Annotated in this window: 13 protein-coding genes and 1 pseudogene; 9 read left to right on the plus strand and 5 right to left on the minus strand. The window is 54.3% G+C overall.

Annotated elements, in window-relative coordinates; all coding sequences use genetic code 11:
- Positions 1-46: 46 nt before the first annotated feature.
- A complete protein-coding gene (gene alaC / locus IB144_RS07045) occupies positions 47-1261 on the plus strand; it encodes an alanine transaminase (protein WP_002913372.1) in 1215 nt (404 codons plus the stop codon).
- A 70-nt stretch (positions 1262-1331) separates the two neighbouring features.
- Here the strand turns inward: alaC and ypdK are convergent, their stop codons facing one another.
- The 3 genes from ypdK to IB144_RS07060 all read right to left on the minus strand — a co-directional run bounded on the left by ypdK (position 1332) and on the right by IB144_RS07060 (position 3391).
- A complete protein-coding gene (gene ypdK, locus IB144_RS07050) occupies positions 1332-1403 on the minus strand; it encodes a membrane protein YpdK (protein WP_099119320.1) in 72 nt (23 codons plus the stop codon).
- Positions 1404-1739: 336 nt separating this feature from the next.
- Entirely contained in the window at positions 1740-2936 is a 1197-nt protein-coding gene (locus tag IB144_RS07055; RefSeq protein ID WP_004174937.1) for a cyanate transporter, read from the minus strand.
- Complete coding sequence (locus IB144_RS07060; RefSeq protein ID WP_032420324.1) at positions 2933-3391, minus strand: nucleoside deaminase; 459 nt, start codon at positions 3389-3391, stop codon at positions 2933-2935. Before IB144_RS07060 ends, IB144_RS07055 begins: the two co-directional genes overlap by 4 nt.
- Before the next feature lie 132 nt (positions 3392-3523).
- Between IB144_RS07060 and cynR the strand changes: the two genes are divergently transcribed.
- Entirely contained in the window at positions 3524-4432 is a 909-nt protein-coding gene (gene cynR, locus IB144_RS07065) for a transcriptional regulator CynR (RefSeq protein ID WP_002913369.1), read from the plus strand.
- 9 nt (positions 4433-4441) lie between these two features.
- Here the strand turns inward: cynR and IB144_RS07070 are convergent, their stop codons facing one another.
- Together IB144_RS07070 and IB144_RS07075 are read right to left on the minus strand one after the other, a co-directional pair.
- Positions 4442-5323, minus strand: coding sequence for a hypothetical protein (locus IB144_RS07070; protein WP_032417382.1), 882 nt, complete (start codon positions 5321-5323; stop codon positions 4442-4444).
- A gap of 367 nt (positions 5324-5690) precedes the next feature.
- Positions 5691-6173: a WbuC family cupin fold metalloprotein gene (locus IB144_RS07075; protein ID WP_004174945.1), complete on the minus strand. Its 483-nt coding sequence runs from the start codon at positions 6171-6173 to the stop codon at positions 5691-5693.
- Positions 6174-6724: 551 nt separating this feature from the next.
- Between IB144_RS07075 and tssB the strand changes: the two genes are divergently transcribed.
- The 7 genes and pseudogenes from tssB to IB144_RS07110 form a co-directional block, all read left to right on the plus strand.
- Positions 6725-7216, plus strand: a complete 492-nt coding sequence (gene tssB, locus IB144_RS07080; protein WP_032440231.1) for a type VI secretion system contractile sheath small subunit — start codon at positions 6725-6727, stop codon at positions 7214-7216.
- Between the two features lie 42 nt (positions 7217-7258).
- Entirely contained in the window at positions 7259-8803 is a 1545-nt protein-coding gene (tssC, locus tag IB144_RS07085; RefSeq protein WP_040215501.1) for a type VI secretion system contractile sheath large subunit, read from the plus strand.
- Positions 8804-8814: 11 nt separating this feature from the next.
- On the plus strand, positions 8815-10164 hold the full coding sequence (gene tssK, locus IB144_RS07090) for a type VI secretion system baseplate subunit TssK (RefSeq protein ID WP_025368032.1): 1350 nt from the start codon (positions 8815-8817) through the stop codon (positions 10162-10164).
- Positions 10161-10850: a type VI secretion system protein TssL, short form gene (gene tssL, locus IB144_RS07095; protein WP_025368033.1), complete on the plus strand. Its 690-nt coding sequence runs from the start codon at positions 10161-10163 to the stop codon at positions 10848-10850. Before tssK ends, tssL begins: the two co-directional genes overlap by 4 nt.
- Positions 10850-12526 (plus strand): OmpA family protein, encoded by a 1677-nt coding sequence (locus tag IB144_RS07100; protein WP_032415285.1) that lies wholly within the window; start codon positions 10850-10852, stop codon positions 12524-12526. Before tssL ends, IB144_RS07100 begins: the two co-directional genes overlap by 1 nt.
- A 2-nt stretch (positions 12527-12528) precedes the next feature.
- Positions 12529-13020: a type VI secretion system effector Hcp gene (gene hcp, locus IB144_RS07105; RefSeq protein ID WP_025368035.1), complete on the plus strand. Its 492-nt coding sequence runs from the start codon at positions 12529-12531 to the stop codon at positions 13018-13020.
- 212 nt (positions 13021-13232) lie between these two features.
- A pseudogene (locus tag IB144_RS07110) lies at positions 13233-13403 on the plus strand (type VI secretion system protein VasG); the annotation flags it as partial.
- Positions 13404-13408 lie beyond the last annotated feature (5 nt).

Consider the following 13408-nt stretch of genomic DNA (forward strand, 5'->3'; position numbering starts at 1 on the left):
AGCGTCGCTCGGACGGTCCGGGCGCTAACGTTAATTAGAGGAACCTATGGCTGAATCCAGTCCTGAACGCCGTTTTACGCGTATCGATCGTCTCCCTCCGTACGTTTTTAACATTACTGCTGAACTGAAAATGGCTGCGCGTCGGCGCGGCGAAGATATTATCGATTTCAGTATGGGTAATCCCGATGGCGCGACGCCGCCGCATATCGTGGAAAAACTCTGCACCGTTGCTCAACGGCCTGACACCCATGGTTACTCTACCTCGCGGGGGATCCCGCGCCTGCGTCGCGCCATTTCACGCTGGTATGAAGAACGCTATAACGTCGATATCGATCCGGAATCGGAAGCGATCGTCACCATTGGTTCGAAAGAGGGGCTGGCGCACCTGATGCTGGCGACGCTGGATCATGGCGACACCGTACTGGTGCCGAACCCCAGCTATCCGATTCATATCTATGGCGCGGTGATTGCCGGGGCGCAGGTGCGCTCAGTGCCGCTGGTGGAAGGGGTGGATTTCTTTAACGAGCTGGAACGCGCCATCCGCGAGAGCTATCCGAAGCCGAAGATGATGATCCTTGGCTTTCCCTCAAATCCGACCGCGCAGTGCGTCGAACTGGATTTCTTTGAAAAGGTTGTCGCTCTGGCGAAGCAGTATGACATTCTGGTCGTCCACGATCTGGCCTATGCCGATATCGTGTATGACGGCTGGAAAGCGCCCTCCATCATGCAGGTGCCCGGCGCGCGGGATGTCGCCGTCGAGTTCTTTACCCTGTCGAAAAGCTATAACATGGCCGGCTGGCGCATTGGCTTTATGGTGGGTAATAAGACTTTGGTGAATGCCCTCGCTCGTATCAAAAGCTATCATGACTACGGGACTTTTACTCCGCTGCAGGTGGCGGCGATAGCTGCGCTGGAGGGCGATCAGCAGTGCGTGCGCGATATTGCCGAACAGTATAAGCGCCGTCGCGATGTGCTGGTCAAAGGGCTTCATGAGGCCGGCTGGATGGTGGAGTGTCCGAAAGCGTCTATGTACGTGTGGGCGAAAATACCGGAACCTTACGCCGCCATGGGGTCGCTGGAGTTTGCGAAAAAGCTGCTTAATGAAGCGAAGGTTTGCGTCTCGCCGGGGATTGGCTTTGGCGACTATGGTGATACCCACGTCCGCTTCGCCCTGATCGAGAACCGGGACCGTACGCGCCAGGCGATCCGCGGTATCAAGGCGATGTTCCGCGCGGATGGTCTGCTGGCCTCCGCGAGCTAGCGCTGCGGGCAGCACGGCAAAATAAAAACGGGAGCATGAAGGCTCCCGTTTTTTTTGACACCGCTGCAGTCTAGATCATCAGGGCAAAAGTACCGGCCCAAACGATGACCATAAAAGAGAGGCCCATAAAGAAGTATTTCACGACTCATCACTCCACGCGCTTGTGCGACGTTCAAATGAATTAATTGTTCTGTTTTTCAAGGGCTGTCGCCAGTGTAACTTCACCCTGCAGCAGCCCGTAATTCTGTGCGTTTAGTGCTCCAGATGGCGCTAATGTACGCCTAAAAAATCAGGGAAACAAGAGGCATTTTTTTATTAATTTTTAGTTACTTACGAGTGTCGTGATTCGGCGACACATTAATTTCACAGGGTAATAAATTTAGCGCCAGCGACGCGAAGGAAACGGGTTTTAGCGATGGGGCGGGCGGAGAAGGCCAACGAGAGCGCGGCATTATCTTTGCCACGCGCCGCCGTCGGTTCAGGGCAGGTCTGAGGCGCGCTGTCGCCACTCGGCCGGGTAGTGTGCCGGGATAAAGCGCAGCGTCAGCGCCATGAGTAGCAGGACGCAGATCGCATGCCAGGACCAGTCAAGCGTGTAGTTCCCGCTCAGGCTACGCAGCAGGCCTGAAAGCCAGGGCGACAGACCGGCGATGATAAATCCGATCCCCTGCATAAAGGCTACCAGCCTGCCGGCCACCGCCGGTTGTCCGGCGTGATCCAGCGCCAGCACCAGGCACAGAGGAAACGCGCCGCCCAATCCCACGCCGCAGGCAATGGCCCAGAGCGCAGAGAAATGCTCTGGCAGCCAGATAAAGCCGCAGAAGCCAATCAGCTGTAGCGCCAGCGCTAGCAGAAGAAGCTGGCGCCGATCCTCCTGGCGAGCCAGCGCCGGGAGCAGCAGCGCGCCGGCGGTTTGCCCGACGGTCAGCAGCGCCAGCAGCGAACCGCTGTACTGGGCGCTGTCGCCTAGCTGGATGTAGTAAGGAGGCAGCCAGGCGATCAGGCTGGCGTAACCGGCATTGATCAGTCCGAAATAGAGTCCCAGCGTCCAGGCGCGGCGCTGGCCAATAATCGCGACCCGGGGGGAAGCGCTGGTCTGATGCGGTGCGCGAGGCAAATGCCGACAAATCGCCAGCCAGCTGAGCAGAGCCAGGAGCGCAGGGAGCGCCCACCAGGCTAGCGCATCATGCCAGGCCGCGCTATGTGACGCCAGCCATGGGGTGAACGCGGCGCCTAACCCGCCGCCGCCCATCAGCGCCGCTGACCATAGTCCCATCACCAGCGGCGTCCGTCGGGGAAAGAGATGCTTAATTACCGCCGGGATGGCGGCCTGAATAATGCCGATGCCAATTCCTCCGGCCAGAGCGCTGGTGAGCAGTAAGCCACTATTCGGGGCGATTTCCCGCAGCAGGGCGCCTGCCGCGATAATCAGCAGGCTCAGCGCAATACTGCGCTTTTGACCGATATAGCGATCGACCCAGCCAGCGGCCAGCGCCAGCACCCCCATCGCGATCACCGGCAGCGCGGTCAGGAGTGCGGCCAGGGTATAGCTCATGCCGCTGGCTGCGCGGATGTCCGGCAGCAAAGGACCAATGGAGGTAAGCAGCGGCCGCATATTGATCCCAGTCAGTACCAGGACTGCCAGCGTCAGGTTCTGTCGCAGCGCTGGTGTCATGACTGCCGTTCCGCCCAGCGCTGATAAAGTTCAGCTCCCTCCGGCTGCGGGCGATGATGGATCGGCAGCGTTTGCTGGGCCAGCGGCTGCTGCAGCTGCTGATAAATCGCGGCGGTCGAGAGCTGAAAAGGCTCCCCGTCCTGATTGCTATTGGCGAAAAACACTTCCCGCACGCCGGTTAAATAGAGCGCGCTCAGGCACATAGGGCAAGGTTGTCCGCTGGCATAGATGACGCATTCACGCAACACCGCGCTTCCCAGTCTGGCGGCAAGATCGCGAACGGCGTTCAGTTCGGCATGCGCCGTTGGGTCACCGCTCAGATGAAAGGTATTGACGCTTTCAGCGACAATCTCATCATTCCGCACCAGCACGGCGCCGAAGGGGCGCCCACCGTCAGCAATGTTTTGTTTTGCCAGCACTAATGCGCGCTGAAGATAACGATCGTGAGCGGACATAGTCACTCCTGCATAAAACGATGTTAAAGGTGAAATATGTTGAGGGTCGTGCGAAGAGGGTACGTCTCTTGTTTCATAAGTTAAAAGACTTATTTATGATAATGCCTATTGGAATTTCTTATAGGTGGGCCGATGCTTCTGCGCCAACTTTCCTACTTTATCGCTGTGGCTGAACATTGTGGCTTTTCCCGCGCCGCCGCGGCGCTGCATGTCTCCCAGCCTGCGCTGTCACAGCAGATACGCCAGCTGGAAGCGATGCTGGAGGTTCAGCTTTTCGACCGCTCTGGCCGACGTATTCGCCTGACCGATGCCGGTGAGATCTGGCTGGAGTATGCCCGTCGCGCGTTACGCGAGCTTGAGGAAGGTCGGCGCGCCTTGCATGACGCAGAAGATCTCCAGCACGGTAAACTCCGCATTGCTATGACGCCAACTTTCACTACCTATATGCTGGGCCCGCTGATGGAGGCGTACTACCGACGCTATCCTGGAGTAAAAGTGCTTATCCAGGAGATGAACCAGGAGCGGATGGAGGCGATGCTGCTGGAGGATGAACTGGATGTGGGGATTGCCTTTGACGATTGCCGGTCACAGGAAATTGTGGTTCAGCCGCTGCTGACGGAAACGCTTGCGCTGGTGGTGAGCCGTGCGCATCCGCTGGCAGGAGAGCGCGACTTGCAACTGCAGGCTCTCGACGCCCAGCCGCTAATTTTACTGAGCAGCGAGTTTGCTACCCGCGAGCAGATTGATCGTTATTGCCGCCTTCATCGGCTCGAACCAGACGTGCGGATGGAGGCCAACTCCATCGGGGCCGTTCTGTCGGTTATTCGAAGCACAACGTTAGCAACGCTGCTGCCGGCGGCGATCGCTGGGCAGTTTGATGATGTGGTGGCGATTGAGCTAAGACCTGCGCTGCTGCAGCGCACGGCCTGTTTATTGCAGCGGCAGGGCGCCTGGCAGAGCGCCGCAGCGCGCGAATTCATCACCCTGGCCCGAGAGAACGCGATAACGATTGAGCAGGAAAACCGCCAGTCCCTTGCCTGAAGGACTACGTTACTCGCCGGCGAACTGCGACTCACGGCTGGCTTCGCTGCCGATATCGCCTTCATCGGGCTGGGCATTCTCTATAAGCATGCCTTCTTCCTTAAGCCTTTCCAGCACGTGATGAAAGAGCTGAGTCTTGTCTGGCTCAGCCATATTCTGCAACTTCTCATTAAATACAGTATGGGACTGAACAAGATAATGGATAAATTCCAGCAATACCTCACTTTGCGGCAGGACGGTTAATTCCTGCTGGATGTAACGGGTTTGATCCAGTAGCGGATTTTTCGTCACGTCCATAGGCCGGGCGCTAATACTGTGGGCGTATATTTTCTCAATGGCCTGGCTGGTGATATAGATGCGGTTCAATGATATCGAGGGGCGTTCGTCTTCCTCTGGAATGAAATGACAATAAACAAATGGTTTATCCGGCAGCATCATGCTGAGGCGGTTTTCGAAAAGAATATCATCTGGCGCCTCCAGCAGCGCCATTAGGTTCCGACAGTGTGGATGCCAGAGCCCTGAAGCAAATACCTTTACGTTGAACTGGGTTACCGTATTTCCGCGCAGGGTTTCCATCGTCGGAATATCGCCTTCAAGCCGCAGAATGCTGCGGATATGGGAGTGTTGCGACCAGACTGTTTCTCCTGCCTCGACTGAGGTAAATGGATTAAACGCGCTGGTTACCTCTTTTTCCTGATGGGAGAGGACGGCGATTTTTAATATTCCCGGCGTTGGGTTAAGCTTAAGACATAGATTGATTGCGCCAATATCATGCCAGTGAAGAATGTCTTCCAGTTCGCAGTTTAATAATTTTTGCGCCCGCGCCAGAGAGCAATACTCCATTGGCGGTAAATTATTTAGCTTCCAGATATTCCGTTCTGTAATATTCATAAGAATTGTATGTCGATGAAAAAATAAATCGCCATGGTGAGCAAAAGCATCAATGACAATGATTTATTTTTTCTGCTGACTTCCTTTACCTGATTAACAAAATCCATTCACATTGAGAATAATATATCGATAAATTGGCTGTTTTTATTGTTTTGCTGCCGCATATTTACTCTTTCCCGTTATCTTATCATCTCTTATTCGTAGAGAAAAATAGTTTGCTGAATATAAGCGTTTCTTCCTGTTTAGCAGCAATATTTAAGGTGAGTATGAGCGGAGCACGAAAAAAGGGACGGTCAATTTGGCAAACTTTGTGGTCGGCAGGAAGTATCAAACAGACGCCTGCGGCGCCTGTCGAACCTACCTGTGGTTATTGCGGCATAGACAGGAAGCGGTCACCCGGTTGCGCGATGGCATACCAGGCCATCATTTCGGCAGTGCCCGGCTGGCCTTCAGCAGGCGCCCAGGCCATAGTGTCCATTTCGGCAAGCGGTTGATAAGCGCCTTGTTTGACTTCAAATACCATGCCGCCTGCGTCGAGCGAGAGCACCGTATGCCAGGTGCCAGCCTCCATTTCCAGCGCCGTACAGGTTTCACCCAGCACCACCCGGTTGGTGACCACGCCGTGGTCATCAAAATTCAGCACCACAAAACGGCCTTTCAGCGGCAGCAAAAGTTCGAAAGTATGTCTATGCCGGTGGGGGCGGATATAGGTGCCGGGTTCCATGGCGATGGCCAGACGCTGTATCGGGTCGCTCAGTTCAGGATGAAAATTGCGATGGGCACGCAGGCGCGGAGCGCTGGCTGCCGCTTCGCTCTGCTGCTGCATATCGCTGAGGGTGATCTGTTTCATATCAACGCCTGGCTCCTTTGTTGTCCGGAGAAGATTACACCGGGGTAGTGGCTTGTGACTGTTTAAGCCAAGGGGTATTGTACGCAGAATTGCGATACATGTGTCTACATCATCGGTAACAGATGATACCGTCACATCGTTACATCATGCAGGTAGCTGTAGAAATGTGAAAGTAAGTCATTTGTTTGTTGAGTATTAGTGTAAATGTGCTCAATACATCTTTTGTTATAACTCTTCATACTGCTATATCAATATAGTTATTAACATTGATGCTCTTAATATATCAATCTGATTTAAAGCAAGTTTATGGCGATTAATTAAGTCATTAAGTGATGGTTTTACGGTGTGGGGTATTTTAATGTTATGTGATTTTTATCTTTAATAATTGATGTAATTATCATTCATTATTGATATGAATTATTGCTGTATTTGTTTTGTAGTTTTACTAATAGTAGGTGGCTTGCTGTTTTGTTCAGCGTTGTTTTATCATTGTGCCTTATTAAGTATAAGGCGAAAATGCGTATGATAATTAACTAAGGAAAAAGACAAAAGTGGCTGATACGTTCCAGAATGAAGTCCCCAGGGCGCGCATTAATCTCAAATTATCTCTTCATACCGGCGGCGCGCAAAAGAAGGTCGAACTGCCGCTGAAGCTGCTTACCATTGGCGATTTTAGTCATGGTAAGGAAAACCGGCCTTTATCGGAAAGAGAAAAAATCAACGTCAATAAAAATAATTTTAACAGCGTACTTTCGGAATTTAGCCCGGAAGTTAACCTCTCGGTGCCGAATACGCTGGCCAGCAATGGCGAAGAGGAGAACGTCAGACTGCGTTTTACCGACATCAAAGATTTTGAACCGGAGCAGGTTGCCCGGCAAATTCCGCAACTCCGTGCCATGCTGGCGATGCGTAATTTATTACGCGATCTCAAATCCAATCTGCTTGATAACGCCACTTTCAGAAAAGAGCTTGAGGCAATCCTGAAAGATCCGGCGCTGTCCCAGGAATTACGCGACGAAATGAGTGCGCTTGCCCCGAAATAAGTGCGGGGCAAGTCTGTTAATGGATTAACCGGGAAAATGCTAATGTCTGTTACCACAGAAAACGCCCCTGTTCAGGGGCAAACCACGCTGCAGGAAAACAGCGCGGGCGAGGGCGTTTACGCCTCGCTGTTTGAAAAAATTAATCTCACCCCGGCGTCTCGCCTCGGGGATATCAACGACTTTCTGGACGATGCCGCGCTCTCCGAGGCGCCGGCGGCGGAACGTCTCACCGCGGCGATGCAGGTGTTTATGGAACGCATCCGTCAGTCCGGCCAGCGGGTGGAAAAGCTCGACAAAACGCTGATCGACCACCATATCGCCGAGCTGGATTTCCAGATAAGCCGTCAGCTGGACGCGGTGATGCACCATCAGGAGTTTCAGCAGGTCGAATCCCTGTGGCGCGGCCTCAAACAGCTGGTGGACAACACCGACTATCGGCAGAACGTCAAAACGGAGATCCTCGACGTCGCCAAAGACGATCTGCGCCAGGACTTTGAGGACGCGCCGGAGCTTATCCAGAGCGGCCTCTACTGGCACACCTATACCGCGGAGTATGACACTCCCGGCGGCGAGCCGATCGGCTCGGTGATCTCGGCCTATGAGTTCGACGCCAGCCCGCAGGATGTGGCGCTGCTGCGCAATATCTCCCGCGTCTCTGCGGCCGCCCATATGCCGTTTATCGGCGCCGTCGGCCCGGCCTTTTTCCTGAAAGAGACCATGGAAGAGGTGGCTGCCATTAAGGATATCGGCAACTACTTCGATCGTGCGGAATATATCCGCTGGAAGGCGTTTCGCGAAACCGACGATGCCCGCTACATCGGTCTGGTGATGCCGCGCGTGCTGGGTCGTCTGCCGTACGGTCCGGACACCGTGCCGGTGCGCAGCTTCAACTATGTCGAGCAGGTGAAAGGTCCGGACCACGAAAAGTATCTCTGGACCAGCGCGGCGTTCTCCTTCGCATCCAATATGGTGAAGAGCTTTGTCAATAACGGCTGGTGCGTGCAAATTCGCGGTCCGCAGGCCGGCGGCGCGGTGAAAGATCTGCCCATCCATCTGTACGATCTGGGCACCGGCAACCAGGCGAAAATTCCTTCCGAGGTGATGATCCCGGAAACGCGGGAGTTTGAGTTCGCCAGCCTGGGCTTTATCCCGCTGTCGTACTACAAAAATCGCGATTACGCCTGCTTCTTCTCGGCCAACTCCGCGCAGAAACCGGCGCTGTACGATACCGCCGACGCCACCGCCAACAGCCGTATCAACGCGCGTCTGCCTTATATCTTCCTGCTGTCGCGCATCGCGCACTACCTGAAGATGATCCAGCGCGAGAATATCGGCACCACCAAGGACCGGCGTCTGCTGGAGCTGGAGCTGAACACCTGGGTGCGGAGCCTGGTGACCGAAATGACCGACCCCGGCGACGAGCTGCAGGCCTCCCATCCGCTGCGCGATGCCAGCGTGGTGGTGGAAGATATCGAGGATAACCCGGGCTTCTTCCGCGTGAAGCTGTACGCGGTGCCGCACTTCCAGGTCGAGGGGATGGACGTCAATCTGTCGCTGGTTAGCCAGATGCCCAAAGCAAAAGCATAAGGCAGGACGGGATGAAAATTTATCGTCCACTATGGAACGAGGGGGCTTTACTATCTCCTCAACAGTTCCAGCAGCAGACTGAATGGGAGTCTTTCCGCAGTGCCGGTGCATCAGCGCTGGCATCCCCATTCCCCTGGGGCGTGGAAAAAATTGAGTTTAATGACAGTCTTCTTTCGTCCGGCCTGATCCAGATTACGCAGTTACGCCTTTGGCTGGAAGATGGTTCATTAATTGATGCGCAAAGGAGCGATTTGCCTCCGGCGCCGCGTGAGTTAGATGCCAGCCAGCTGACAGGTCGTGATGCGGTAACTGTAGTCATTGCATTGCCGCATATGCAGCCTGGCATAAGCAACGTTGAACAGGAGGGCGTCAGTTCAGAACGGCCGCTTCGCTATAGAGAAGAGTGGGTAACATTGCAGGATGCCTTTGGCTCTGAAGAAGAATCTATAGCAGTTGCCCGGTTTAATTTCACCATCCGGTTTGCCCATGAAAGCAATGATTCCTGGAAAGTGTGTCCGGTCGCAAGACTGATTCGGGATGGACAAAATGCGTGGCGACAGGATCTATCTTTTATTCCTCCAGTAGCGTCATTTGGAGCAAGCCCGGTTCTTCACGAACGTCTGATGTTGCTTAACCGCCAGTTACGCTCCCGACGCCAGCGTTTGATGACGATGCGCCGAGAAAGCAACGAAAGGCTTGCCGATTTTGCCGTCGCTGATGTTTCCCTTTTCTGGTTGCTGAATGCACTGAATTCTCACGCCACAGTGCTAGCAGAATACGAACGTTTTCCTTCACGTCCACCTGAACAAGTATGGGCTGAGCTCGCTCGTCTGGCAGGCAGTATGCTGACCTTTTCCCTGGACCATGATCTGGACGCCATACCGGGTTATGACCACGAGGAGCCAGCTAAGGCGTTTCCTCCGCTGTTTGACCTGATAACGGGTTTGCTTGAGGCAAGTCTGCCATCCCGAGTCATTGCTCTGGAAATGACCCGTCCGGACGGACAGACCTGGAAGGCCAACCTCCACGATATCCGTCTGCGTGAAGAGGCCGATCTCTATCTCTCTGTACGCTCGGATATCCCGGCCTGGCAGGTCGCCGAGAAATTTCCTGCACTCTGTCAGGCAGGTTCACCTGATGATGTCCGCGAAATCTATGGTGCTGCGCTCAAGGGGATCCCGTTGATACCGGTGAGCAGAGTCCCGGCAGCGTTGCCTGTACGCATGGAAAACCAGTACTTCGCACTTGATATAGAAAGCCCTGCTGCGCATGAAATGCTGGAGCAGGGGGTATGTATGTTCTATGTGCCTGAGTTACTTGGTGCTTTGGAACTTGAACTGTTTGCGGTATTGCGCTCATGAGACAGGATATCGATATCGACCAGCTAATGACGGAGACCTGGCTCACCGTCACCATGCTTAAGAAAGGCGCCATCACGCTTAATGGCTCTGCGCTTTACAACGCATGCGTTAAACAAGTTGAAAGTGTGCGGGAAGCGCTGGAGCGTGCCGGTTATGACGATGCCAGTGTGGAACATATTTCCTACGCACAATGTGCCTTGCTGGACGAAACGGTGATGAGCCGTAAGCCCGAAAAAAGCGAAGGAGGAGAGGAGCCGAAAGTAGATGAAGGCCAGATGGTCTGGCGTAAAGCACCGCTTCAGGCCCGTTTTTTTGGCTCACTTCGGGCAGGTGAAGCACTATGGGATCGGATTGCAGAGGTTCTGCGTCAGCCCTCACCGAACCCGGCCGTTTTAACCTGCTATCACCGGGTGATAGCGTTGGGCTTTCAGGGATTATACAGCCTGAAAGCGGTCAGCCAGTCACAGCGGGATGAGGTAGTGAAAGCCCTTTCTGAGCGAGTTTCTCCACCTGATGCTGGCCTGTCGCTGGTTGTTTACCGGATAGGGAAACATCGCTGGAGTCTGATGCGCTCGGTCTGGTTCTGGATAGTGCTGGCCGTCATTCTGACCGGGATTATCTGGTGGGGTGGCCATCTGTGGCTTCAGGCGCTGTTGTCAGCACAAATACCGGAGCTGCATGGCTAATGCGCAGAAAAGTCATCATTTCGGTAGGCCTACACACTTTAGCAGCTGTAGCCGCGCTACTGTGGTTGCTGTGGTATTTCATTCCGACAGGCAACGTATTTAAAGGCCTGTCCACTTTGCTGATCCTCCTTCTGGCAGGCTGGTATGTGTTCAAAAACTGTCGACATGAGGAGCCCGTACCCGACGCTTACCTCCCGGCGGCTGAACTGCCATTACTCGACGCTGAGGGCCCCGTTGTACTGGTGTGTGGCGACATGCTGGATGCGTTGTTTCAGGGAAGCCCTCTGCGTAAAACAGCCCAGGGATGGTGGCTACGGGTCGGCGACGTCAGCCGGTTAGCTGACGTTGTCCGCAGCATACAGACGCAGTTTCCGCGCCAGGTCGGTCAGCTCTCGGTAATGTACCGTTGCCTGCCAGACCATCATCAGGATGAAGCCGTACTTCGTTCCGCACTGAAAACGCTCCGCCAGCAGTGTAAACAGATTAAATCCCTGACGGGTATCACACTGCCGGTTGTGTTGAACGCTGAATTATCCGGGCCTGAAACGCCATGGATAATCGTCCGGGGTGACAAGCCGATGGTATGTCCCCTTAATGATTCACCGCAGGCATTCATTGACTGGCAGCAGACGGACGCCAATATCCTGGCGCTGCCGGCAGTCAGCCAGGCATTTTCCTTTATCCGTAATACGTTGGCTGATGAGCTGGATAAACCTGACCGCTTAACGCCGCCGGTGCGTGCATTTTCCGTGATCATGCGGCTCGGAGTAGTCAGCCCAGAGACTCGGTCTGTCTGGGCCGGTTGGCTCTATTCCCGTACCTGCTTGCAGTTTTCCCGAGCTCCCGGGCAGTCATCGACAAGTCTGTTCCCGGATGCGGTTTTGCCACTTCTGGCACCGTTTGCCTCGCCGGTACAGGGAGGCAAACGTACCCGTCTTCTGGTTTTGCTGATATGGCTGTGCGTTCTGACGGCGTTGGGCATCTCCGCCCTCAATAATCGTGATCTTATCCGTCATGTCAGTACCCATTTACAGCGCTGGAATGCTATTCCAATGAATCACTACCCCCCTAAAGCAGAATCACTGGTTGCACTGAAACAGGATGCGCTCCTGCTTGAACGCTGGCAGCGTCAGGGAGAGCCTTTACGTTATAGCCTGGGTTATTACCCGGGACAACGTCTGTGGCTGGCCTTGCAGCAGGCTATCGATACCTGGACACCGCCACCCGCCCCTGAACCGAAACCGGTACCGAAAATTGTACGACTCGACAGCATGTCACTGTTTGACTCCGGCAAATCGGTACTCAAAGACGGCTCAACCAAAATACTCGTTAATGCACTGGTAGGGATTAAAGCCAGACCAGGCTGGCTAATCGTGGTCAGCGGTCATACAGACAATACCGGCAGCGTTCAGCTAAATCAGACCTTGTCTTTGCAAAGAGCTGAGGCCGTCCGTAACTGGATGCGTGATACCGGGGACGTACCGGAAAGTTGCTTTGCCGTGCAGGGTTACGGCGACAGTCGACCGATTGCATCAAACGACACGCCTGATGGCCGTGCGCATAACCGGCGTGTCGAGATCAGTCTGGTACCGCAGGCTGACGCCTGTCGTCTGCCAGGCGCAAAACATGCGTCACAGGATGTAGGTGACGTTTCAACTCGAGAAATGGAGAAGTAAACATGGCAATCCCAGTTTATCTGTGGCTGAAAGACGACGGTGGCGCGGACATTAAAGGTTCCGTGGACGTGAAGGACCGTGAGGGCAGCATTGAGGTGGTGGCGCAGGAGCATAATCTGTACATCCCGACCGATAACAACACCGGCAAGCTGACTGGAACCCGTATTCACACGCCGTTCCTGTTTACCAAAGAAATCGACTCTTCCAGCCCGTACCTGTACAAGGCGGTGACCACCGGCCAGACCCTGAAATCTGCTGAGTTCAAGTGGTACAAAATCAACGACGCGGGTCAGGAAGTGGAGTACTTCAACACGAAGCTGGAAAACGTGAAAGTGGTAAAAGTGAATCCAGTGATGCACGACGTCAAAGATCCTTCTTTCGAGAAGCACAACCATCTTGAGCGGATCGAACTGCGCTACGAAAAAATCACCTGGACCTACAAAGACGGCAACATCATTCATTCCGATTCCTGGAACGAACGCACTACGGCGTAAGAACCTGGCGGGCAGGTCCTCTCTGTCCGCTCTTTTTGCTGAGCGTCTGTTTCACGGGCGTTGAGCAAAGAAAAACACAATCTGCCTGCCTGACCTGATGCGCTTTGGACTCCTTATCAAAAGGAAACAGCGACGGGCGGTAGCGTGTCTGCGAACTGCTAAAGAGAGAATCTCATGGAAAATCCCGCCATCTTGTTACGCCGTCTTAACCCTTACAGCGCCCGCTGACAATGCATGCCATGTGCACCATTGTTGGCATGAATCTGGCACAGATGAGCACGCGTCTACAACGCCACTACGGCATTTCTACTCACATTGGCGAACGTCGCATCGATATGCTGACGATGGCGTCTTTGCTGCCGGATACCGGTGCCCGCAACATAATTGA

Source organism: Klebsiella sp. K4 (assembly GCF_014596785.2).
GTDB classification, from domain to species: Bacteria; Pseudomonadota; Gammaproteobacteria; order Enterobacterales; family Enterobacteriaceae; genus Klebsiella; species Klebsiella pneumoniae.

Bases quoted from the DNA above. Each gene is read 5' to 3' on its own strand.
- alaC (WP_002913372.1), top strand. From the start codon at position 47: ATGGCTGAATCCAGTCCTGAACGCCGTTTTACGCGTATCGATCGTCTC.
- IB144_RS07055 (WP_004174937.1), bottom strand. From the start codon at position 2,936: ATGACACCAGCGCTGCGACAGAACCTGACGCTGGCAGTCCTGGTACTG.
- IB144_RS07060 (WP_032420324.1), bottom strand. From the start codon at position 3,391: ATGTCCGCTCACGATCGTTATCTTCAGCGCGCATTAGTGCTGGCAAAA.
- cynR (WP_002913369.1), top strand. From the start codon at position 3,524: ATGCTTCTGCGCCAACTTTCCTACTTTATCGCTGTGGCTGAACATTGT.
- IB144_RS07070 (WP_032417382.1), bottom strand. From the start codon at position 5,323: ATGAATATTACAGAACGGAATATCTGGAAGCTAAATAATTTACCGCCA.
- IB144_RS07075 (WP_004174945.1), bottom strand. From the start codon at position 6,173: ATGAAACAGATCACCCTCAGCGATATGCAGCAGCAGAGCGAAGCGGCA.
- tssC (WP_040215501.1), top strand. From the start codon at position 7,259: ATGTCTGTTACCACAGAAAACGCCCCTGTTCAGGGGCAAACCACGCTG.
- tssK (WP_025368032.1), top strand. From the start codon at position 8,815: ATGAAAATTTATCGTCCACTATGGAACGAGGGGGCTTTACTATCTCCT.
- tssL (WP_025368033.1), top strand. From the start codon at position 10,161: ATGAGACAGGATATCGATATCGACCAGCTAATGACGGAGACCTGGCTC.
- IB144_RS07100 (WP_032415285.1), top strand. From the start codon at position 10,850: ATGCGCAGAAAAGTCATCATTTCGGTAGGCCTACACACTTTAGCAGCT.
- hcp (WP_025368035.1), top strand. From the start codon at position 12,529: ATGGCAATCCCAGTTTATCTGTGGCTGAAAGACGACGGTGGCGCGGAC.